This window comes from Lelliottia sp. SL45 (genome assembly GCF_026672535.1).
Taxonomy (GTDB): domain Bacteria; phylum Pseudomonadota; class Gammaproteobacteria; order Enterobacterales; family Enterobacteriaceae; genus Enterobacter; species Enterobacter nimipressuralis.
Window position 1 is genome coordinate 1,753,139 of sequence record NZ_JAPPRH010000003.1, and the last position, 21,632, is coordinate 1,774,770.

Sequence of the window (21,632 nt, forward strand, 5' to 3'; positions counted from 1 at the left end):
CGTAATTAGCAGATACCCTCGTAGCAGCTAACCAGGTTATACACAATGTCATTTACGCTCAGCCACCGAGAGTTATGAGCGCCTTTGATACTTTTACGACTCACAACGGAACGAGCAGATGAAACATCTTCCCAATGAAAATGCATTCAGAATGTGGTTCATAACTGAATATTTAGGCATTGACGGTAAATACCCTTCCATTTTCTCGCCTGCAGAGATTGAAATAGCCGTGCAGGATAAAATGCCTCAAGGATTTCCCTGTGTGGTTATTCTCATTCCTGATGGCGGTGTTTATCGATATGGTCAGGAGGAGATTCGTTATTTATATCGCCAGGACATTATCAAATTCGGGCACTATTTTGGTCTCGAATTCAAATAACACACCGTGTGAAAAGAGCGCCGTGAATCTTTAAGCCCGATGCGTTTGCATGTTGTCAGCCGGGGCAAACCCTGCTTTCATAGCCACTTACCTGGGGCATTGATGAACACAACGCAGACGCCCTGGTGCCCCAAAGGTAAAATCAGTTCGCTAACTCATTGTGTTAATGGTGTGATTTCATGAAAAAGCTGTTTGTGCAGTTTTATCTTTTGCTGTTTGTCTGTTTTCTGGTGATGACCATGCTGGTCGGGCTGGTTTACAAATTCACCGCCGAGCGCGCGGGCAGGCAGTCGCTTGATGACCTGATGAAAAGCTCGCTCTATCTGATGCGCAGCGAATTACGTGAAATTCCCCCGCACGACTGGGCGCGAACGCTGAAAGAGCTGGATCTGAATCTGTCGTTTAATATGCGCATCGAGCCGCTCAAGAACTACAATTTAGACCCCCAGACCACACAGCGCCTGCGCGATGGCGATATCGTGGCATTAGACGATCAGTACACCTTTATTCAGCGTATTCCGCGCAGCCATTACGTGCTGGCGGTCGGCCCGGTTCCTTATCTCTATTTTTTACATCAGATGCGCCTGCTGGATATCGCGCTGCTGGCGTTCATCGCCATCTCGCTGGCCTTTCCGGTATTAATCTGGATGCGGCCCCACTGGCAGGATATGTTGCGTCTGGAAGCAGCGGCCCAGCGTTTTGGCGACGGTCACTTTACCGAGCGCATCCACTTTGACAGCACCTCCAGCTTCGAGCGCCTGGGCGTGGCCTTTAACCAGATGGCCGATAACATCAATGCGCTGATCGCCAGTAAAAAAGCGCTGATTGACGGCATCGCCCACGAACTGCGCACGCCGCTGGTGCGTCTGCGTTATCGCCTGGAGATGAGCGAAAACCTGACGGAAACAGAATCCCTTGCGCTCAATCGCGATATTGGCCAGCTGGAAGCGTTGATCGAAGAGCTGCTCACCTATGCCCGTCTCGATCGCCCGCAGAATGAACTCAAGCTCAGCTCACCCGATCTGTCGGCGTGGATACGTAGCCATATTGACGATGTGCAGAGCGTGAATCCGCAGCGCACATTACTGCTCGATAACAGCCCCGGTGATTACGGCGCGCTGGATATGCGTCTGATGGAGCGCGTGCTGGATAACCTGGTGAATAACGCCCTGCGCTACAGCGAAAGCAGGCTTCGCATCAGCCTGCATCTGAACGGCAGCGAGGCCTGTTTAGCGGTGGAAGACGATGGCCCTGGTATCGCCGCCGCCGAGCGTGAACGGGTGTTTGAACCCTTTGTGCGTCTGGACCCCAGCCGCGACCGCGCCACCGGCGGCTGCGGGCTGGGGCTGGCGATTGTTCACTCTATCGCTCAGGCGATGGGCGGGCGCGTCAGCTGCGACGAAAGCGATCTCGGCGGTGCAAAGTTCAGCTTTAGCTGGCCGATCTATCACCACATCACCCTGCCTGTCACGGCCTGATGACGTTACTTCTCATCAGGTAACGCCTGTAAATGCCCATGCCGCACGCCGCGCTGGGCAATCACATCATCGGCGAAATGCTGAATGTCTCCCATATCGCCTTTTAACACCGCGATCTCCAGACAATCTTCGTGGCTGACATGGACATGCAGCGTAGCGACCGAAAGATCGTGGTGATGGTGCTGCGTCGAGACCAGACGCCGCGCCAGATCGCGTTTCTCGTGCTCATAGACGTAAGAAAGTACCGCGAATCCCTGCCTGCCATGCTCCTGGGTGGTCTCCTGCGCCAGCGTGCCGCGCAAAATATCACGGATGGCCTCTGAGCGGTTATTGTAACTACGGCGCTGACTAAGACTGTCCAGCATCTCCAGCAAATCATCATCAAGCGTAATTGTGACACGTTGCATCTGATATAACCTCAAAGTCTGGCGCGACGGCGCACGGGAAATGCGGGAAGAACCGCGTTTTGCAGTGTTTGTCCGGCGGCAGACGAAAAGGTTAATCGCTCACCGACGGTTTGCGTCTCCACGATGTTCCCCGCGTCCATCACCATGACCCGGTCGCAAAAGCGCTCGACCAGGCGTAGATCGTGAGTGATAAACAGGCAGGCAGTACCGAACTGCTGCTGGAGTTTTTTGAGCAGGCGAATCACGTTCGCCTGCAGCACCAGATCGAGATTCGACACGGCTTCATCAAGGATCAATAACCTTGGTTCAACGGCCATTGCCCGCGCCAGGCACACGCGCTGAAGCTGGCCGCCGCTTAGCTGCGGCGGGCGCTGAGTGAGTAGCGTGTCATCCAGCTCAACCGCGCGCAGCAGATCACGGGCGCGGGCCATCTGCTCTGCTTTAGACAGGGACAAAAGATGGCGCATCGGTTCACGCAGAATTTCACTCACCGTTTTACGCGGATTCACCGCGCTGATGGCATCCTGAAACACCATCTGAATTTCACGGCGAAACGTTTTTTGCCGGGATCGGTTGAGCTGTGAAAGCGGTGCGCCCTGCCAGAATACGTCGCCCTGGCTCGGGGATTCCAGCCCTACCAGCAGGCGCGCAAGCGTACTTTTCCCGCAGCCGCTGCGGCCCAGTAGCGCCACGGTTTCACCGGTTTTCAGACTCATGGCGACGTTGTTCAGCACCCACTCTGAGCGGGCGTATTGATGTGAAAGCGCAGAAACAGAAAGCAGTGTCATTGGGTCAACTCCATGCCATACAGGGCCAGATGTGCCGACACCAGCCCGCGCGTCACCGGATGCTGTGGCGCCCGAAACAGCGTCTCAACGTCGCCCTGCTCAACGATGACGCCGTTATCCATCACCGCCACGTCATCCGCGAGGCGCGCCACGACGCCCATATCGTGCGTCACCAGCAGCATACCGGGCGCGCGGGTGTGCATGATGTCATCCAGCAGATCCAGAATGCGCGACTGGGCCACGGCATCGAGATCGGTGGTCGGCTCGTCGGCGATGATAAACGGCGCATCGCACAGCACGGCCATGGCGATCATCATCCGTTGCAACATGCCGCCGCTCATCTCGAAGGGATAGAGCTTCAGCACGCGTTCCGCCTCGTCCAGCCCGACGGCGTTTAATGCGGTGATAAGCGCAGCGTCATCGGAATTTTTACCCAGCGCCTGACAGGTCTCCCTGGCGTGGGTAGCCATGGTATGCAGCGGATTAAAGGCGCTGCGCGGGTTTTGCATAATGGTCGCGATCTTAATCCCCCGCAGGGAGGCTGGCGCCACCATCTCGCCGTCGGCCAGAATCCGTCCTGCCGTCTGACGCACACCGGCAGGCAATACGCCGAGCGCAGCGGCACAGGTCAGGGATTTCCCGCTGCCGCTACTCCCCACCAGCGCCAGCACCCGCGCGCGTTTGAGCGTCAGCGAGACGCCGTTGACTAACGTGCGATCCGCCTCGAGCACGATATTCTGCAAATCAATCTGCTTTGGCATCAGTGGGCATGCTCCGTGACCAGATGAGGATCGAGGTGATCGCGCAGGGCGTCACCCACCAGATTAAACGCCATCACGCTGATAAACAGCGCCAGCCCCGGCCAGAACATCTGCAACGGCTGCGTCCAGATATACTGACGTGCATCGTTAATCATCACGCCCCACTCTGGCGTCGGGGCCGTCACGCCCAGTCCGAGAAATGACATCCCCGCGACGTGCAGCATCATATGACCGATATCAAGCGTCGCCAGCACCAGCAGTGACGGCAGCGCCGCCCCCGTCAGATGGTCGACAAAAATACGCACATGCCCGGCCCCCGACAGCCGCGACGCAAGGACAAACTCCCGCTGACGCAGCGCGATCACCAGGCTGCGCACCATCCGCGCGTACCAGGCCCAGTGGGAAAGCGCGATGGCGATGATGACGTTAGTCAGCCCCGTCCCCAGCACGCCCACGAGAAAGAACGACAGAATCGAGGTCGGAAAGGTCATGAACATATCTGCGATGCGCATGGTGAACTGATCCACGCGCCCGCCAAGCAACCCGGCCGCCCCGCCGATGGTCATTCCCAGAATCAGCACCAGCAGCAGACAGGCCATCACCGACCCCAGAGAGACGCGCGTTGCCGCCAGCAGACGCGAAAAGATATCGCGCCCCAGATGGTCGGTGCCGAGCCAGTGCTGGCTGTGGGGTGACAGAAGCCGCGACGGCAGATCAATCGCCTGCGGATCGTACGGCAGCCACCACTGGCTGGTGAGGGCAATCGCCGCCAGCAGGGCAATCATCATCATCGCCAGCCGGACAGGCCAGCGTGCAGAACGGTAAAAATTCACGCGTGCGCTCCTTCATGACGACGAATGCGCGGGTCAAGCGCCGCATTCAGAACATCCACTGCCAGATTGCAGAGGACAAAAACCACCACCATGATTAGCGTAAAACACTGAATGACCGGATAGTCGCGGTTAAAAATCGCCGAGACGGCGTAACGCCCAACGCCCGGCCAGGCGAAGATGTTCTCGATGATCATCGTCCCGCCGATCAGCTCGCCGATGTGCATTCCCACCGCCGTGATCATCGGCAGCGAGGCGTTGCGCAAAATATGGCGGCGCTCGGTCTGTTTATGGCTCAGGCCGCGCAGTCGCGCCCAGGTGACGTGCCGCTGCCCGGCAACATCCAGCATGCTGGCGCGCAGCAGCCGGGCGTTAATCGCCAGCGACATAAAGGCGATCGACACGGCGGGCAGAATCAGATGCTGCCAGTCGCCGTAGCCCATCGCCGGGAGCCATTTGAGATAAACCGAAAAGAACATCACCAGCAAAAACGCCAGCCAGAAGTTGGGCATAGAGACGCCCAAGAAAGAGATCACCCGGACGATGAAATCCGGCAGCCGATCGCGATGGCGCGCGGCCCAAATACCCAGAGGCACGGAGGTAAACAGGATCAGCACCAGCGCCGCACCGGCCAGCAGCAGCGTTGCGGGCAGAAAGTGCATCACGTCGTCCAGCACCGGGCGCTGGGTGGCGAAGGAGATGCCAAAATCCAGGTGCAACGCCCGCCACAGCCAGGTGCCGTACTGCACGATTAACGGCTGATCCAGGCCGAGCATCACGCGGGTAGAGGCCACCATCTCCGGCGTAGGCGGCAGATTAGAGAGACGCAGATAATCCAGCGCCGGATCGCCGGTGCCGAGTCTCAACATCAGAAAGATAATCACCGAAGCGGCGAACACCATCGGGATCAGCAGCAATATGCGCCGCAGTATATAGCGCCACATCAGGGTTTCACCGGCTGGATAAGTTCAAACGGAATGTCGGACGCAATGGGCGCAAACGGGATCACCCCAAGTTCAGGCTTCGCCACCACCATCATCGACACATAGCTAATCGGCAGATAGACCGCGTCGTTATGCAGGCGGGTCAAAATATCGCGGTACAACGCCTGACGCTGGGATTCATCGCGGGTGGAAAGCACTTCACCAATCTCTTTATCAATGACGGGCTTATCCGCGAGCCCCAGTTGCGCCTGATAATCGGCGTGGGACGGCACGCGCATCGAGCTCATAAAGGCATGCGGATCGTAAGGCGCGCCCCAGGTGCGGTTGAAAATCATGCCGAATCGACCGTCGCGCTGCCGGGCGTAGATACTGCTCTCCTCTTCCCCCACCAGCGCCACATCGACGCCCACCTGACGCATGTCGGCCTGAATGATTTCCGCCATCGATTTGCTCAGGGCGTCGGTGCCGATATAGGCGAGTTCTACCCGCAACGGTTGACCATTTTTCTCGCGGATGGCTTTACCGCTCACGGCCTTCCAGCCCGCCTGTTCCAGCAGCGTTGTGGCCTGCTTTGGATCGTACTCACGCGGCTTGAGACCGATGTTTGCATAAGGCACTGACGGTGCGAACAGCGTGTCCGCCACTTTTTGCGTGCCGTACAGGGCGTTATCGATCAGGGATTTTTTGTTCACCGCAGAGTTCAGCGCTTCGCGCACCACCAGATCGTCCGTCGGCGCTTTGGAGGAGTTCAGCGCCAGCATGACCGTTTCAACGGGCTGGGAAAGCTGGGTGCGGTAGTGTGCGCTTTGGCTGAAGCGGGCGAAGGTATCAAGAGGCAGCAGCCCTTCGTTACCATACAGCAGGTCAATATCACCTGTTTCAAACGCCACGGCGCGGGTCGTCGGGTCCGGGATCACCTTCACGGTGATCTGTCGGATGGCGGGCTTTTTACCCCAGTAGCGATCGTTGCGCACCAGCACGTCAACCTGATTAAGCCTGGACTCTTTCAACACCCACGGCCCGGTTCCGATTGGCGCGTTAATGCCGTTCATCGTTTCGTTATTTTTAAACTGCGACGGGGCGATAAAGCGGAACGGACGCGGCAGCGCGAGTTCCTGTAAGAACGGGTAATAGGCGCTTTTCAGGGTGATTTGCAGCTCAGAGTCGCTCAGGGCTTTAACATCCGTGATCTGCCGGGCCAGCTCCAGCCAGGCGTGGCGCTGGCGGTTATCGAGCACAGCGCGGAAGTTCTCGGCGGCGGCCTGCGCGTTAAAAGGTTCGCCGTTGGAAAACGTGACACCGTCACGAAGCGTAAATACCCAAGTTTTGCCATCCGCCGTGTGGGTCCAGCCTTTTGCAAGCCAGGGTATGACCGAACCATCGGCCTGAAACTTCACCAGCGGTTCGTAGACCATGCTCTGGGCAAACATTTGATTGGGTGTATAAAGATGGGGATTGAGCGGTCCTACATTGACGGGCCACGCGGTTGTCAGTTCGTCGGGGGCTGCTGCCTGTGCGAAGAACGACGCGCACGCCAGCAGCGCGCAGACAATACGGCCAGGTCTGGACAAGGATTGCCTCTTACCATTTAGGGGTAGATAAAACGTGTGACGATTTTAGGTTTTCATCATACTTTTTACCTGTTCTGGATCAACCGAGGGGCCGCAAGAGACGGGAAGTATACAAATTTCGTATATTTAACCCCCAATGGATAAGCATCCTGTGTCCCTGCCAGACCTATTCCGCACCGTAGCCTGACCCGGCGCACTGTGCTATATAATAAGTATGTTGTAACTACTGCGAGCGTTTTATGGCGACCTACGATCTTCTCGAGCGGCTGAACTCCACCTTTCACCAGATAGAACACGAACTGATGAGCCTGAGCGAACGGCTGAAAACCTGTCGGCTGCTGGCCGCGCGGGTTTTCAGCCTGCCGGACGTGGTGAAAGGCGCAGAGCACGATCCGCTGGATGTGATTGAGGTGAAACAGCACATCGGCAAGGAGGCGTTGGATCTGACGCTGGCGCATTATCGCCATCTGTTTATTCAGCAGCAGTCAGAAAACCGCAGCAGTAAAGCCGCCGTGCGCCTGCCGGGGGTGATTTGTCTCCAGTGCGACACGCCCCTGCGCGAACAGCTTGAAAGCCAGATTGCGCACATTAATACCCTCAAAGCCGCGTTTGAGAAGATCGTAACCGAAGAGTCGGGTCTGGCCCCTGCCGCGCGCTTTGAGTGGGTGCATCGCCAGTTGCCGGGCCTGATTACCCTCAACGCCTACCGCACGCTGACGCTGCTGCGTCATCCGGCGACCCTGCGCTTTGGCTGGGCGAACAAACATATCATCAAAAATTTCACCCGCAATGAGGTGCTGTCGCTGCTGGAGAAGAGCCTGAAATCGCCGCGCACCATGGCGCCCTGGTCGCGCGAACAGTGGATTGAGCGGTTAGAGCAGGAGTACGAGAATATTGCCGCGCTGCCTGCCGATGCGCGCCTTAAAATCAAACGTCCGGTGAAGGTGCAGCCGATTGCGCGCGTGTGGTATGCGGGAGAACAAAAGCAGGTGCAGTACGCCTGCCCGACGCCGCTGATTGCCTTGTACGACGCAGACCAGGGGGCGATGGTGCCAGACATTGGCGAACTACTGAATTACGATGCGGACAATATTCAGCATCGTTATAAACCTCAGGCGCAGCCGCTGCGCTTGATCATTCCACGGCTGCACCTGTATGTGGCGGAGTGATTACTTCAGGCTACCTACCATCTCTTCCGGGCGCACCCAGGTGTCAAACTCGGCCTCCGTCAGATAGCCCAGCGCCAGCGCTGAGGCTTTCAGCGTCAGCCCCTCTTTGTGCGCTTTTTTAGCGATTTCAGCCGCTTTGTCGTAGCCGATATGCGTGTTAAGCGCAGTCACCAGCATCAGCGACTCATTCAGTAGCTGGCTGATACGGTCGCGGTTTGGCTCGATGCCCGTCGCACAGTGCTCGTTGAAACTCTCCATGCCGTCCGCCAGCAGGCGCACCGATTGCAGGAAGTTATGGATCACCATCGGGCGATAGACGTTCAGCTCAAAGTTGCCTGACGCCCCGCCGAGATTCACCGCGACGTCGTTGCCGATCACCTGACAGCAGAGCATGGTCATGGCTTCGCACTGAGTCGGGTTCACTTTGCCCGGCATAATGGAGCTGCCCGGCTCGTTTTCCGGAATGCTGATTTCACCGATCCCGCAGCGCGGCCCGGAGGCCAGCCAGCGCACGTCGTTGGCGATTTTCATCAGCGAGGCCGCCAGCCCTTTCAGCGCACCGTGGGCGTGGACCAGCGCATCGCAGGTGCCGAGCGCTTCGAATTTATTCGGCGCGGTCACAAACGGCTGCCCGGTGATCGCGGCCAACTCTTTCGCCACGCGCACGGCATATTCCGGATGGGTGTTCAGCCCCGTCCCCACCGCCGTACCGCCCAGCGCCAGCTCCGAGAGGTGCGGCAGGCTATGGTCGATATGCTTGAGGTTGTGCTCCAGCATCGCCACCCAGCCGGAGATCTCCTGCCCGAGGGTCAGCGGCGTGGCGTCCTGCAGATGGGTACGACCAATTTTGACGATGTCAGCGAACGCCTGCGATTTTGCCGTCAGGGTCTGGGTCAGCACTTTCAGCTGCGGAATGAGATGCTCGCGCAGGCCGATGATTGCCGCCACGTGCATCGCGGTCGGGAATACATCGTTAGAACTTTGGCTTTTATTGACGTCATCGTTCGGGTGTACTTTGCGCTCCATCCCGCGTACGCCGCCCAGCAGTTCGCTCGCGCGGTTCGCCAGCACCTCGTTCATGTTCATGTTGCTTTGGGTGCCGGAGCCGGTCTGCCAGATGGCAAGGGGGAATTCGTCAGGGTGTTTATCGGCCAGCACTTCGTCGGCGGCGCTGATGATAGCGGTGGCTTTTTCGGCGGACAGCAGACCCAGATCCTGGTTGACCTTCGCGGCTGCGCGTTTGGTGAGCGCCAGGGCGTGGATCAGCGAGACGGGCATTTTCTCCGTCGAGATGCGGAAATGTTCCAGAGAGCGCTGAGTTTGCGCGCCCCATAGCTTGTCAGCCGGGACGTCGATTGCGCCCATGGAATCTTTCTCGCGGCGTTGCGTTGTCATTACTTTCTCCTTGATAACAATGAAATGGGGGACATTGCTCACATGCTGGATTAAGTATTGTTTGCTTCAGGAAAACGGTATGGCGCTTTGTGCGCTCTTGTGGTGAGTCGTGCCGGGTGAAGCGAAACCGCCACCCGGCACAAAAACTACTTAACGCACGCTGAACACTGGGACGACTGGATCTGTTTGAAGAAGTCGTTGCCTTTGTCATCCACGAGGATAAACGCCGGGAAATCTTCCACTTCAATTTTCCAGATGGCTTCCATCCCCAGTTCAGGATATTCCACGCACTCCAGGCTCTTAATACTGCCCTGTGCCAGCACCGCTGCCGGGCCGCCGATGCTGCCGAGATAGAATCCGCCGTGTTTGTGGCAGGCATCCGTCACCTGCTGGCTGCGGTTGCCTTTGGCCAGCATGATCATGCTCCCACCGTTGGCCTGCAGCTGATCCACGTAAGAGTCCATGCGCCCTGCCGTTGTCGGGCCGAGTGAACCAGAGGCATAACCTTCCGGGGTTTTCGCCGGGCCTGCGTAGTAGATCGGGTGGTCTTTCACGTACTGCGGCAGACCTTCGCCCTTATCCAGACGCTCCTGCAGTTTCGCGTGAGCGATGTCGCGGCCAACGATAATGGTGCCGTTCAGCGACAGACGCGTGGAGACCGGGTATTGCGACAGCTGGGCCAGGATTTCGCTCATCGGACGGTTGAGATCGACATGCACTGCTTCGCCTTCACCGGCCTGACGCAACTCCTGCGGAATGTATTTCCCCGGATTGTTTTCCAGTTTTTCGATCCAGATACCGTCGCGGTTGATCTTCGCTTTGATATTGCGATCCGCGGAGCAGGAGACGCCCATCCCGACCGGACAAGACGCACCATGGCGCGGCAGACGGATGACGCGGATATCGTGAGCAAAATATTTGCCGCCGAACTGAGCGCCTAAGCCTAAATTCTGCGCTTCTGTCAGCAACTCCTGTTCGAGCTGAACGTCGCGGAACGCCTGACCGTGTTCGTTCCCTTCCGTTGGCAGGCCGTCATAGTATTTGGTCGACGCCAGTTTGACGGTTTTCAGGGTGCTTTCCGCCGACGTCCCGCCGATAACAAACGCGATGTGGTACGGCGGACAGGCTGCCGTGCCAAGCGTGCGCATCTTCTCGACCAGGTAATTTTTCAGCTTGCCCGGCGAAAGCAGCGCTTTGGTTTCCTGGTACAGATAGGTTTTGTTCGCGGAGCCGCCGCCTTTGGCGATGCACAGGAATTTGTACTCGTCGCCGTCGACGCTGTAGAGGTCGATCTGCGCCGGCAGGTTAGTGCCGGTGTTCACCTCTTTATACATATCCAGCGCCGCGTTTTGCGAATAGCGCAGGTTATCTTCGATGTAGGTGTTATAGACACCGTGCGCCAGCGCCGCTTCGTCACCGCCGCCGGTCCAGACGCGCTGGCCTTTTTTGCCGGTGATGATCGCCGTGCCCGTGTCCTGACAGGTCGGCAGAATGCCTTTCGCAGCAATATCGGAGTTACGCAGGAACTGCAGCGCGACGTATTTGTCGTTTTCGCTGGCCTGCGGATCGCTCAGAATATCGGCAACCTGCTGCTGATGCGCGGGGCGCAGCATAAAGGAGGCATCGTGGAAGGCGTGCTGCGCCAGTAAAGTCAGCGCCTGCGGGTCAACTTTGAGGATCTCTTGCCCTTCGAATTCAGAGACAGAGACGTGATCGGATGTTAACAGATAGTATTCGGTTTGATCCTTTGCCAGCGGGAAAGGATCTTGATAATGAAAGGGTTTGTTCGACATTGTTCTCTCACTTACTGCTTCGGTCTGGTTATTTAAGAGCAGATGTTCCGCTGCCCTGCTTAAAAGCGAGTTTGCTTATCCTACACAATTTTTTAACAAAAACTGAGACTAGTACGACTTTTTACATGCGCAGGTTACTTCCGGGCGGTTTATTGCTTTAATACGCGAAGATAATTCCACATTTGAAACAGGGCTTGATAATGCAAAAACTCATCAACTCAGTGCAGAACTATGCCTGGGGAAGTCAAACTGCGTTAACGGATCTCTACGGTATCGCCAATCCTGACAACCTGCCGATGGCAGAGCTGTGGATGGGCGCGCATCCGAAGAGCAGCTCAAAAATTGAAGATGCCAGCGGCCAGGTACGCGCTCTGCGCGAGGTGATCGACGCGGACAAAGCGACGCTCCTGGGCGATGCCGTGGCCCAGCGTTTCGGCGAACTGCCGTTCCTGTTCAAGGTGCTTTGCGCCGCCCAGCCGCTCTCCATTCAGGTGCACCCGAACAAGAAAGCCTCTGAAATAGGTTTTGAGAAAGAGAATAAAGCCGGTATCCCACTGGATGCCGCCGAACGTAACTACAAAGATCCGAACCATAAGCCAGAGCTGGTGTTCGCGTTAACGCCGTTCCTGGCGATGAACGCCTTCCGCGAGTTCTCGGAGATTGTTTCGCTGCTGCAGCCGGTCGCGGGCGCCCATCATGCTATTGCCCATTTCCTCGAAAACCCGGACGCCGCAGGCTTAAGCCAGCTGTTTGCCAGCCTGCTGAATATGCAGGATGACGAGAAATCCCACGCGCTGGCGGTGCTGAAAGCCGCCCTCAATAATCAGCAGGGGGAACCCTGGCAGACCATTCGCCTGATTTCTGAGTTCTACCCGAACGACAGCGGCCTCTTCTCTCCGCTGCTGCTGAACGTGGTGAAACTGAATCCGGGCGAAGCGATGTTCCTGTTTGCGGAAACCCCGCATGCGTATCTGCAGGGGGTGGCGCTGGAAGTGATGGCGAACTCCGATAACGTACTTCGCGCCGGGCTGACGCCAAAATATATCGATATCCCGGAGCTGGTAGCGAACGTCAAATTCGTCGCCAAACCTGCCGCAGAGCTGCTGACTCAGCCGGTGAAAAACGGCGCAGAGCTGGACTTCCCGATTCCTGTCGACGACTTCGCTTTTGCGCTGCACGACCTGAGCGCGACGGAAACCGCGGTCTCACAGCAGAGCGCGGCAATCCTGTTCTGTGTTGAAGGCGAAGCGGTGCTGAGCAAAGGCGAACAGCGCCTGGTGCTCAAACCAGGTGAGTCGGCGTTTGTCGCGGCGAATGAGTCCCCGATCGCTATCAGCGGAAATGGCCGCCTGGCAAGGGTCTTCAATAAGCTATAAGTTTATCGACTCTCTTGCTAAGCTAGTGGAAGACTTAATCACCAGGCGGTTTTTACCGCCTGGTTTCATTTTATGGACAATCATGATGAAAAAATCGGTTATAGCGGTTGGTGTTGTTGTCGCATTAGGGGTGGTCTGGACGGGCGCCTCCTGGTTTACGGGCAAACAGCTGGAGAGTCGTCTGGCAGAGATGGTGGCGCAGGCTAACAGCGAAATCAAACGCACGGCGCCGGAAGCCGGGCTGGAATTAAGCTATCAGAACTATCAGCGCGGCGTCTTCAAAAGCCATATGCAACTGGTGGTTAAACCCGTTGCGGGCACCGAAAACGGCTGGCTGAAAGACGGTCACAGCGTGGTGCTGGACGAAGTTGTCGATCACGGTCCGTTCCCGCTGGCACAGCTGAAGCATTTCAATCTGATTCCGTCCATGGCGTCGGTAAAAACCACGTTGGTCAACAACGAAGCGTCTAAACCGCTGTTTGAACTGGCGAAAAATGAGTCGCCGTTTGTGGTGGAAACACGCATCAGCTACGCCGGCGATACAAGCTCCGATATCGCCCTGAAAGCGCTGAATTATGAAAAAGGCGACGAGAAAGTGGCCTTCAGCGGCGGCGATTTCAAACTCGACGCGGATCGCGACGGTAACGTGTTTACCCTGAGCGGCTCGGCGGAAAGTGGCCTGGTCAACGCGGTTAACGAATACAATCAGAAGGTTCAGCTGACCTTCAATAATCTCAAAGCCGACGGCAACAGCCGTATGACCACCTTTGGCGAGCGCATGGGCGACCAGCAAATCAGCCTGGGTAAAATGGCGATTGCCGTGGAAGGCAAAGAGATGGCCGTTCTGGAAGGGATGGAATTGGTCGGTAAATCCGATCTCTCCAAAGACGGTAAGAGCGTCAACAGCCAGCTGGATTACAGCCTGAATAGCCTCAAAGTGCAGAGCCAGGATCTGGGTTCCAGCAAACTGACCCTGAAACTCGGCAATATCGACGGCCAGGCGTGGCATCAGTTCAGTCAGCAGTATCGTGCGCAAAGCCAGGCGCTGCTGGCCGATAAAGAGCTGATGACCAAAAATCCTGAGCTGTATCAGCAAAAAGCGATGGATGCCCTGTTAAGCAACCTGCCGCTGCTGCTGAAAGGCGAGCCGGTGATCACGATCGCCCCACTGAGCTGGAAAAACAGCAAAGGCGAAACCAACTTCAACCTGTCCCTGTTCCTGAAAGATCCGGCCACCGCGACCGGTGAAGCGCAGACGCTGGCACAGGAAGTGGATCGCAGCGTGAAATCCATCGACAGCAAACTGACGATCCCGATGGATATGGCGACCGAGTTTATGACCCAGATTGCGAAGCTCGAAGGCTACAACGACGCCGATGCGGCTAAGCTCGCCAGCCAGCAGGTGAAAGGCATGGCGGCCATGGGCCAGATGTTCCGCATCACCACGCTTGAAGACAACGTGATTAGCACCAGCCTGCAGTATGCGAATGGTCAGGTGACGTTAAACGGTCAGAAAATGCCGCTGGAAGACTTTGTCGGTATGTTTGGTATGCCAACGCTTGGGATGCCGGAACCGGCTGAACCTGCGGCTCCAGCAGTACCGCAGCAGTAATACAGGTATCGCCCGGTCGTTGTTCGCCGGGCATTTACCTACCCGCCGGGTGCGCTGTGCCACCCGGCAGTTCTACGCAGAGAAATCCACCCCTTGCTGCCAGCGGTTTTCCCAGTGCGCAAGATACTCCGCCACCAGATCCGGCGCGTTGTGAATCACAATCACGTTTTCCGAATTCTTAAACTCCGCCGTTTTGGCAAAATTAAATGACCCGGTTTCGACCGTACTCCCGTCTACAATAATCACTTTATCGTGTTGAATACGGTAGTGATTATCCGTTCTGAGCTTAACACCGTTGTATGCCACATAGCGCATCGCCTGCAGGCTTTTCCCACTAACGTTGCCGTTCTGATCAATCACGATTTGCACATCGACGCCGCGCTTCTGCGCCGCCACCAGCGCGTTCATGATATCCGGGGCGCTAAACGAAAAGGCCATCATGCGGATCGATTTTGTCGCGTCATTGATGGTTTTGAGCACCAGCTCCTGGGCGCCCCCCTCCGGTGAAAAACCGACTTCTATATTGCTGGCGGCAAAGGAGATGGCGGGAACAAAGGCTAAAGCGAGCAGGGTTTTACAGAGTTGCATGGCGGTAATCGTTTTACAGAACTTAACAGGAGCGCAGAATATGCCTCGTAAGGCGGGCAAGGCTCTTGATCTGGATCACCGCCTCCTGATGCCCTCTGCCTAAAAGCGTGAAAAACAGGCGCCTGCCGGGCCGCATTTTTGTATACTGCGCGCTCTATTTTTCCTGGACAGCGGCACAGTCAGCTTTTAAGAATGAACATTAAAACACCATTACTGTTTTTGTCCCTGTTGGTGTTAGCTGGCTGTGGAAACAGTACGTTATCGCAAATGGATATGCCGGAACAAAAGAGTACCCGCGTTGTGATCGGATACTACGGTCGCGGGATCGACCCGATGATCCAGCAGTACATGCAAGAAAAAGAGGTGACCGGGATGAGTGTCGCCATTATTCAGCATAACGGCCCCACCGAATTTCACAGCTACGGCGTAACCGACGCAAAAAACCAGTACCCCGTCAGCCCGGATACCCTCTTTGCACTCGGCTCACTGAGCAAAGGTGTTACCGCCGAAGTCACGACCCTGCTGGTCAATGAGGGCAAACTCCGCTGGACGGATACGCTCGCGACCTTACTGCCCGAAGGCACACCCTTAAGTGCTGACGCGCAAAACATCACCCTGTTGCAGCTGGTCACTCACACCTCTGGCTTACCGCGCCAGCCGATGGATCTGTTGACTCTCGAAAATCTTGTGCGCTATTTCAGTACCGGCGAGAACTTCTATTCAGAACTCGACAGCGATAACGTGCTCAATTACCTGCGCGATTTCTCTGCGCCTGACTCACACGAACCGCAGTATTCAAACATCGGCTACGCCCTCCTCGGCTATATTCTGCACAGAAAGACGGGGGAATCGATCGAAGCCCTGGCCCAGCGGCTGATATTTCAGCCACTCGATATGCAAAACTCCAGCTATACGCCGGAAATACTGGCGTCATACCCGAGGCGTGCGCTCGGCCACGCAGGGGATCAACCCAAATTGATACGCCGTGGCGAACTGACGCCGGACTGGCATTTTCAGCACAACATGACCGCAGCGGCAAGCCTGTACAGTAGCGCCCGCGATCTGGCGGCCTACGCCCGGGCGCACGTCAGCGCGACGCAGGATAAGGCGATCAACCAGGCTTTCAAGGACGTCACCCGTACTTACTATTATCGGCACAAAGAGGCCGCCAATATCGCGTGGGTGAGTGATGAGACGGACGGCCAGAAAATGACCTATCAGGTGGGGTATATTGGCGGGTATTCCAGTTACATTGGCTTTGATAAACAGAATCAAAATGCGGTGATTGTGCTGCAAAACAGTTTCAACTGGAGTAATTACATCGGCCAGACGATTTTGACTCATCTGGCGAAAAAGCCGCAAAACCGTGCGGCACATTGATTCACATCGTTATTTCGTCGTTACCAGTCGCGCCGACACGATCTGATGCCCGGCCTGGACGTCTGATTTCTCAATTCGCTGCATCATGCGGTCTGCCAGGGTGTAACCCATCTCGCGCGCGGGCGTTGTCGCCCAGACAATAGGCAGATCGTCTAAAGCGTTTTCCCCGACATCCGCAAAAGCTCCCAGCGCCACCTGCTGGTCGAAGAAGGTCTCTACGCCACCCTCACCGCTCTGACGTCCGGCGCGGAGCAGGCCAAACCAGGCCCCCATGGCGATAATATCGTTGTAACAGATCACCGCGCTGATGGTGGGATTACTGCGCAGCAGCGCGCCCATCGCTTCGGCGGCTTTTTTCTGGCTCGATTCGCACTCAACCACCCACTCGCTGTGGAACGGCAGACCGTATTTGATCAGCGTCGAGCAGTAACCGCCCACGCGTTCGGCACGCGTAAGGGACGAACTCTTGCCGCCCAGCCAGGCGATGCGCTGATGCCCGCGACGAATCAGATGCTCGGTCAACATTTGTGCGGCCTGCATGTTATCGGGGCGCAGGGTATCGGCTTCATCGAGATAGCTGGCGCGTGAGGCAAATACCAGCGGAACGCCCTTCTGCGCCGCGCGCTCGCACAGCTCGCTCCCCACGCCAGACGCCCCCGCGATAATCACGCCGTCCACGCCCTGCGTCAGCAGCATATCCAGCCGGGAGAGCAGTTGATCCGCTTCGCGCCCGCCGTGGAGTAAAAAGACCATCCGCCCCTGCGCTTCCAGCGCTTCCGTTAGCCCGGCTGTGAGTTCTGCATAAAACGGCGACGTCAGATCGCGCACGATCAAGCCAATCACGCCGCTCTGCCCGCCGCGCAGAGACGCTGCCTGGCGATTACGCACAAACCCCAGTTGCTCAACCGCCTCGTTCACGCGCTGGCCCGTCGCGGGAGAAATGCGCCCTTTTCCGCTTAAGACCAGCGAAACGGTGCTGACTGATACCCCGGCCGCCAGCGCAACATCATTGATGGTGATCTTCTTCGCAACAGACATGTGAACGCGCAACTCCCTGATGTGCAGTCAGATAAAACGTTTTATCAATAGGTTCTATTTATACTGCTAATTAAAGCATGAGAATGTGATTCAGAGCGCACTAAAGTTTGGTAAAACGTTTTATCTTCTCGCCACAATGAAACAGATAAAACCCTTTTAACCATCAAGGAGTCGTTTTATGACGGCGAAAGCAGCACAAAAAATATCGCTGTGGGAGTTTTTCCAGCAACTGGGTAAAACCTTTATGTTGCCGGTGGCTCTGCTCTCTTTTTGCGGGATCATGCTCGGGATCGGCAGCTCACTCAGCAGCCATGATGTCATTACCCTGATCCCCTTCCTCGGCAACCCGGTGCTGCAGGCGATCTTCATCTGGATGAGTAAAGTCGGCTCCTTTGCCTTTAGCTTCCTGCCCGTCATGTTCTGTATCGCTATCCCGCTGGGGTTGGCGCGCGAGAACAAAGGCGTGGCGGCGTTTGCCGGTTTTGTCGGCTACGCGGTGATGAATCTGGCGGTGAATTTCTGGCTGACCGCTAAAGGTATTCTGCCCACCACCGACGCGGCAGTGCTGAAAGCGAACAACATTCAGAGCGTGCTGGGTATTCAGTCGATCGACACCGGGATCCTCGGTGCGGTTATTGCCGGTGTGATCATCTGGATGCTGCACGAGCGCTTCCACAATATCCGTCTGCCGGACGCCCTGGCCTTCTTCGGCGGTACCCGCTTTGTGCCGATTGTCACCCTGGTGGTCATGGGTCTGTTTGGTCTGGTGATCCCATTGATCTGGCCGGTCTTCGCGATGGGGATTACGGCGATTGGCCGCATCATCAACAGCGCAGGCGATTTCGGCCCGATGATTTTCGGTACCGGTGAACGTCTGTTGCTGCCGTTCGGTTTACAGCACATTCTGGTCGCGCTGATTCGCTTTACCGAAGCGGGCGGCACGATGGACGTGTGCGGCCACGACGTGAGTGGCGCGCTGACTATCTTCCAGGCGCAGCTGAGCTGCCCGACCACCCACGGCTTCTCTGAAAGTGCGACCCGCTTCCTGTCCCAGGGTAAAATGCCGGCCTTCTTAGGCGGCCTGCCGGGTGCGGCGCTGGCGATGTACCACTGCGCGCGCCCTGAAAACCGTCATAAAATTAAAGGCCTGCTGATCTCCGGCGTCATCGCCTGCGTGGTAGGCGGAACGACTGAGCCAATCGAGTTCCTGTTCCTGTTCGTTGCACCTGTGCTGTATCTCATTCACGCGGTACTGACCGGTCTGGGCTTCACCGTGATGGCGGTGCTGGGTGTGACCATCGGTAACACCGACGGCAACGTGATTGACTTCGTGGTGTTTGGCATCCTGCACGGTCTGTCGACCAAGTGGTATCTGGTGCCGGTTGTGGCGGCTATCTGGTTTGCGGTTTACTACGGTATCTTCCGCTTCGCCATCACCCGCTTTAATCTGAAAACACCGGGCCGCGATACCGATACCGCCAGCAGCGTGGAACAAGCCGTTGTGGGTACCGTTGGTAAATCCGGCTACAACACGCCAGCGATTCTGGCGGCACTGGGCGGCGCGGATAACATCACGTCTCTCGATAACTGCATCACCCGCCTGCGTCTGTCGGTGAACGATATGTCCAAGGTGGACACCAACGCCCTGAAGGCCAACCGGGCCATCGGCGTGGTACAGTTAAATCAGCATAATTTGCAGGTGGTGATTGGGCCGCAGGTCCAGTCGGTTAAAGATGAGCTATCGACGCTGATGCGTACGGTAGAAGCCTGACACCTCACCCCCTTCTGGCGAAGGGGGTTTTGACTTTAAGGACGAGCGCTATGTTTGATTTTTCAACCGTCGTCGATCGCCACGGGACCTGGTGTACCCAATGGGATTACGTTGCCGACCGCTTCGGTGCCGACGATCTGCTGCCCTTTACCATTTCCGATATGGATTTTGCCACCGCGCCGTGCATCATCGACGCGCTCAATCAGCGCATCAGTCACGGCGTGTTTGGCTACAGCCGCTGGAAAAACGACGAATTTCTCGCCGCCGTTGCGCACTGGTTCCAGCAGCGTTTTCACAGCCAGATTGATACGAACACCCTGGTGTACGGTCCGTCGGTCATTTATATGGTTTCCGAGCTGATCCGCGTGTGGTCGAAACCCGGCGACGGCATCGTGGTGCATACCCCCGCCTACGATGCGTTTTACAACGCCATCCAGGGCAACGATCGCAACGTCGTTCCGGTCGCAATGCAAAAAAACACAGCCGGCTGGGAGTGCGATATGGCCAGCCTGGAAGCCGCGCTGGCGAAACCGGAAAACACGATTTTATTGCTGTGCAGCCCGCAAAATCCGACCGGTAAAGTCTGGACGCGCGACGAGCTGAACACCATGGCCGAGCTGTGCGCGCGCTACGATGTGGCGGTGATCAGCGACGAAATCCACATGGATATGGTGTGGGGCGACCATCAGCATACGCCGTGGAACGAGGTGGCACGCAGAAAATGGGCGCTACTGACGTCGGGCTCCAAAAGCTTTAATATTCCGGCGCTTACCGGGGCGTATGGGCTGATTGGCGACGATGAAAGTCGCGCAAGCTATCTTAACGCCCTGAAGGGCCGCGACGGGCTTTCATCTCCGTCCGTGCTGGCACTGACGGCGCATATCGCCGCCTATCAGCAGGGCGAGCCGTGGCTGGATGCCCTGCGTGCCTATCTGGAGGCGAATTTGCGCTATGTGGCTGAGCAACTCAACGCTGCATTCCCGCAGCTGAACTGGCAGCCGCCGGAAGCGACCTATCTGGCATGGATTGATTTGAGTGCGCTCGGTATCGACGACAAAGCGCTACAGAACGTACTCATTGAGCAGCAAAAAGTCGCGATCATGCCAGGTTACACTTACGGCGTGGAGGGTAACGGGTATGTACGCCTGAATGCCGGATGTCCACGCAGTAAACTGGAACAGGGCGTTGAGCGGCTGATTGCGGGGATTCATTCTCTGCTCTGACAGGTTGCGCAATGGAATATTCCATTGCGCAAATAGCTTTTTACCCGCAAATGTTTTTATAATGTGGCGCACTTTAACCAGAAAATGAGTGCGACCATGATTGATACCCGCCTTCCCCTTACCGATATTCACCGTCACCTTGATGGCAACATTCGTGCCCAAACCATTCTCGATCTTGGCCGCCAGTTTAATTTGTCCCTGCCCGCTCAAACTATTGAGACACTCATTCCCCACGTCCAGGTGACGGCGAACGAACCGGATCTGGTGAGCTTCCTCAGCAAACTGGACTGGGGCGTGAAAGTGCTGGCGTCGCTAGATGCCTGCCGTCGCGTGGCGTTCGAAAATATCGAAGATGCGGCGCGCAATGGCCTGCATTATGTCGAACTGCGTTTTTCCCCAGGCTATATGGCGATGACCCACAATCTGCCCGTCGACGGCGTGGTGGAAGCGGTTATCGCAGGCGTGCGCGAAGGCTGTAAGGCGTTTAACGTACAGGCGAATCTGATTGGCATTATGAGCCGTACCTTCGGCGAAGCGGCCTGTCTGCAGGAGCTGGAAGCGCTGCTGGCCCATCGCGATCAGATCACCGCCGTCGATCTGGCGGGTGATGAACTTGGCTTCCCCGGCAGCCTGTTCCTCTCTCATTTCAACCGTGCGCGCGACGCGGGCTGGCATGTTACCGTTCATGCGGGCGAAGCGGCCGGTCCGGAAAGTATCTGGCAGGCAATTCGTGAGCTGGGTGCCGAGCGTATCGGCCACGGTGTGAAAGCCGTTGAAGACCGCGCGCTGATGGATTTCCTGGTCGAGCAGCGCATCGGCATCGAATCCTGTCTGACGTCTAACATTCAGACCAGCACCGTTGCGTCACTGGCGCAGCATCCGCTGAAGACGTTCCTCGCGCACGGCGTGCTGGCGACGCTGAACACCGACGATCCGGCAGTTCAGGGTGTCGATATTATTCATGAGTATAATGTTGCCGCGCCGCAGGCGGGACTGAGCCGCGAAGATATTCGACAGGCGCAGATCAACGGCCTGGAAATTGCGTTCTTGAGCGCAGCTGAAAAACAGGCCCTGCGCGATAAAGTCGCAGGCTAAGAAGTAAAAGGCCGGCAAATTTGCCGGCCTTTTT

19 protein-coding genes are annotated in these 21,632 nt (G+C 56.8%); 9 read left to right on the forward strand and 10 right to left on the reverse strand.

Annotated elements, in window-relative coordinates:
- The first annotated feature begins 118 nt into the window (after positions 1-118).
- Both OVA10_RS14495 and rstB read left to right on the forward strand, forming a co-directional pair.
- On the forward strand, positions 119-379 hold the full coding sequence (locus tag OVA10_RS14495; RefSeq protein ID WP_268196208.1) for a hypothetical protein: 261 nt from the start codon (positions 119-121) through the stop codon (positions 377-379).
- Positions 380-558: 179 nt separating this feature from the next.
- Entirely contained in the window at positions 559-1,857 is a 1,299-nt protein-coding gene (gene rstB / locus OVA10_RS14500) for a two-component system sensor histidine kinase RstB (RefSeq protein WP_268196209.1), read from the forward strand.
- A gap of 5 nt (positions 1,858-1,862) precedes the next feature.
- Here rstB and nikR read toward each other — a convergent pair whose 3' ends face one another.
- Genes nikR through nikA form a run of 6 tightly spaced genes read right to left on the reverse strand, consistent with a single transcriptional unit; the run spans position 1,863 to position 7,158 of the window.
- Positions 1,863-2,264, reverse strand: coding sequence for a nickel-responsive transcriptional regulator NikR (nikR, locus tag OVA10_RS14505; RefSeq protein ID WP_100780361.1), 402 nt, complete (start codon positions 2,262-2,264; stop codon positions 1,863-1,865).
- 11 nt (positions 2,265-2,275) lie between these two features.
- Complete coding sequence (gene nikE / locus OVA10_RS14510; protein ID WP_268196210.1) at positions 2,276-3,052, reverse strand: nickel import ATP-binding protein NikE; 777 nt, start codon at positions 3,050-3,052, stop codon at positions 2,276-2,278.
- Positions 3,049-3,813: a nickel import ATP-binding protein NikD gene (gene nikD / locus OVA10_RS14515; protein WP_268196211.1), complete on the reverse strand. Its 765-nt coding sequence runs from the start codon at positions 3,811-3,813 to the stop codon at positions 3,049-3,051. Before nikD ends, nikE begins: the two co-directional genes overlap by 4 nt.
- Positions 3,813-4,646, reverse strand: a complete 834-nt coding sequence (nikC, locus tag OVA10_RS14520; RefSeq protein ID WP_268196212.1) for a nickel ABC transporter permease subunit NikC — start codon at positions 4,644-4,646, stop codon at positions 3,813-3,815. The genes nikD and nikC overlap by 1 nt, the downstream gene beginning before the upstream one ends.
- Positions 4,643-5,587 carry a nickel ABC transporter permease subunit NikB gene (nikB, locus tag OVA10_RS14525; protein WP_181827801.1) on the reverse strand — a complete coding sequence of 315 codons (945 nt, stop codon included), beginning with the start codon at positions 5,585-5,587 and terminating at the stop codon, positions 4,643-4,645. Before nikB ends, nikC begins: the two co-directional genes overlap by 4 nt.
- Positions 5,587-7,158, reverse strand: a complete 1,572-nt coding sequence (nikA, locus tag OVA10_RS14530; protein ID WP_268196213.1) for a nickel ABC transporter substrate-binding protein — start codon at positions 7,156-7,158, stop codon at positions 5,587-5,589. The genes nikB and nikA overlap by 1 nt, the downstream gene beginning before the upstream one ends.
- 239 nt (positions 7,159-7,397) lie before the next feature.
- Between nikA and tus the strand changes: the two genes are divergently transcribed.
- Positions 7,398-8,327 (forward strand): DNA replication terminus site-binding protein, encoded by a 930-nt coding sequence (tus, locus tag OVA10_RS14535; RefSeq protein ID WP_268196214.1) that lies wholly within the window; start codon positions 7,398-7,400, stop codon positions 8,325-8,327.
- Here the strand turns inward: tus and fumC are convergent, their stop codons facing one another.
- Together fumC and fumA are read right to left on the reverse strand one after the other, a co-directional pair.
- Positions 8,328-9,722 carry a class II fumarate hydratase gene (gene fumC / locus OVA10_RS14540; protein WP_102103583.1) on the reverse strand — a complete coding sequence of 465 codons (1,395 nt, stop codon included), beginning with the start codon at positions 9,720-9,722 and terminating at the stop codon, positions 8,328-8,330.
- A 146-nt stretch (positions 9,723-9,868) separates the two neighbouring features.
- Positions 9,869-11,515, reverse strand: coding sequence for a class I fumarate hydratase FumA (gene fumA, locus OVA10_RS14545; RefSeq protein ID WP_100780369.1), 1,647 nt, complete (start codon positions 11,513-11,515; stop codon positions 9,869-9,871).
- A 200-nt stretch (positions 11,516-11,715) separates the two neighbouring features.
- On the opposite strand from fumA, the gene manA reads away from it, so the two are divergent.
- Together manA and OVA10_RS14555 are read left to right on the forward strand one after the other, a co-directional pair.
- A complete protein-coding gene (gene manA / locus OVA10_RS14550) occupies positions 11,716-12,891 on the forward strand; it encodes a mannose-6-phosphate isomerase (RefSeq protein ID WP_102103582.1) in 1,176 nt (391 codons plus the stop codon).
- An 85-nt stretch (positions 12,892-12,976) separates the two neighbouring features.
- The gene (locus OVA10_RS14555; RefSeq protein WP_268196897.1) at positions 12,977-14,503 is read left to right on the forward strand and encodes a YdgA family protein; all 1,527 of its coding nucleotides are present in this window, start codon (positions 12,977-12,979) and stop codon (positions 14,501-14,503) included.
- Between the two features lie 72 nt (positions 14,504-14,575).
- Here OVA10_RS14555 and OVA10_RS14560 read toward each other — a convergent pair whose 3' ends face one another.
- Positions 14,576-15,091, reverse strand: coding sequence for a phospholipase D family nuclease (locus tag OVA10_RS14560; RefSeq protein WP_268196215.1), 516 nt, complete (start codon positions 15,089-15,091; stop codon positions 14,576-14,578).
- A 273-nt stretch (positions 15,092-15,364) separates the two neighbouring features.
- On the opposite strand from OVA10_RS14560, the gene OVA10_RS14565 reads away from it, so the two are divergent.
- On the forward strand, positions 15,365-16,471 hold the full coding sequence (locus OVA10_RS14565; RefSeq protein WP_416079783.1) for a serine hydrolase domain-containing protein: 1,107 nt from the start codon (positions 15,365-15,367) through the stop codon (positions 16,469-16,471).
- 9 nt (positions 16,472-16,480) lie between these two features.
- Here OVA10_RS14565 and OVA10_RS14570 read toward each other — a convergent pair whose 3' ends face one another.
- On the reverse strand, positions 16,481-17,509 hold the full coding sequence (locus OVA10_RS14570; RefSeq protein WP_100780374.1) for a Mal regulon transcriptional regulator MalI: 1,029 nt from the start codon (positions 17,507-17,509) through the stop codon (positions 16,481-16,483).
- Positions 17,510-17,687: 178 nt separating this feature from the next.
- Here OVA10_RS14570 and malX point away from each other — a divergent pair, with 178 nt between their 5' ends.
- From malX to add, 3 genes are all read left to right on the forward strand, one after another.
- Complete coding sequence (malX, locus tag OVA10_RS14575) at positions 17,688-19,280, forward strand: maltose/glucose-specific PTS transporter subunit IIBC (RefSeq protein ID WP_100780375.1); 1,593 nt, start codon at positions 17,688-17,690, stop codon at positions 19,278-19,280.
- Between the two features lie 50 nt (positions 19,281-19,330).
- Positions 19,331-20,503, forward strand: coding sequence for a MalY/PatB family protein (locus OVA10_RS14580; RefSeq protein ID WP_181827796.1), 1,173 nt, complete (start codon positions 19,331-19,333; stop codon positions 20,501-20,503).
- A gap of 96 nt (positions 20,504-20,599) precedes the next feature.
- Entirely contained in the window at positions 20,600-21,598 is a 999-nt protein-coding gene (add, locus tag OVA10_RS14585; protein ID WP_268196216.1) for an adenosine deaminase, read from the forward strand.
- Positions 21,599-21,632 lie beyond the last annotated feature (34 nt).

Excerpts from the sequence above, each read along its gene's own strand:
- OVA10_RS14495 (WP_268196208.1), top strand. The coding sequence starts at position 119 with ATGAAACATCTTCCCAATGAAAATGCATTCAGAATGTGGTTCATAACT.
- rstB (WP_268196209.1), top strand. The coding sequence starts at position 559 with ATGAAAAAGCTGTTTGTGCAGTTTTATCTTTTGCTGTTTGTCTGTTTT.
- nikR (WP_100780361.1), bottom strand. The coding sequence starts at position 2,264 with ATGCAACGTGTCACAATTACGCTTGATGATGATTTGCTGGAGATGCTG.
- nikE (WP_268196210.1), bottom strand. The coding sequence starts at position 3,052 with ATGACACTGCTTTCTGTTTCTGCGCTTTCACATCAATACGCCCGCTCA.
- nikD (WP_268196211.1), bottom strand. The coding sequence starts at position 3,813 with ATGCCAAAGCAGATTGATTTGCAGAATATCGTGCTCGAGGCGGATCGC.
- nikB (WP_181827801.1), bottom strand. The coding sequence starts at position 5,587 with ATGTGGCGCTATATACTGCGGCGCATATTGCTGCTGATCCCGATGGTG.
- tus (WP_268196214.1), top strand. The coding sequence starts at position 7,398 with ATGGCGACCTACGATCTTCTCGAGCGGCTGAACTCCACCTTTCACCAG.
- fumC (WP_102103583.1), bottom strand. The coding sequence starts at position 9,722 with ATGACAACGCAACGCCGCGAGAAAGATTCCATGGGCGCAATCGACGTC.
- fumA (WP_100780369.1), bottom strand. The coding sequence starts at position 11,515 with ATGTCGAACAAACCCTTTCATTATCAAGATCCTTTCCCGCTGGCAAAG.
- manA (WP_102103582.1), top strand. The coding sequence starts at position 11,716 with ATGCAAAAACTCATCAACTCAGTGCAGAACTATGCCTGGGGAAGTCAA.
- OVA10_RS14555 (WP_268196897.1), top strand. The coding sequence starts at position 12,977 with ATGAAAAAATCGGTTATAGCGGTTGGTGTTGTTGTCGCATTAGGGGTG.
- OVA10_RS14560 (WP_268196215.1), bottom strand. The coding sequence starts at position 15,091 with ATGCAACTCTGTAAAACCCTGCTCGCTTTAGCCTTTGTTCCCGCCATC.
- OVA10_RS14565 (WP_416079783.1), top strand. The coding sequence starts at position 15,365 with ATGCCGGAACAAAAGAGTACCCGCGTTGTGATCGGATACTACGGTCGC.
- OVA10_RS14570 (WP_100780374.1), bottom strand. The coding sequence starts at position 17,509 with ATGTCTGTTGCGAAGAAGATCACCATCAATGATGTTGCGCTGGCGGCC.
- malX (WP_100780375.1), top strand. The coding sequence starts at position 17,688 with ATGACGGCGAAAGCAGCACAAAAAATATCGCTGTGGGAGTTTTTCCAG.
- OVA10_RS14580 (WP_181827796.1), top strand. The coding sequence starts at position 19,331 with ATGTTTGATTTTTCAACCGTCGTCGATCGCCACGGGACCTGGTGTACC.
- add (WP_268196216.1), top strand. The coding sequence starts at position 20,600 with ATGATTGATACCCGCCTTCCCCTTACCGATATTCACCGTCACCTTGAT.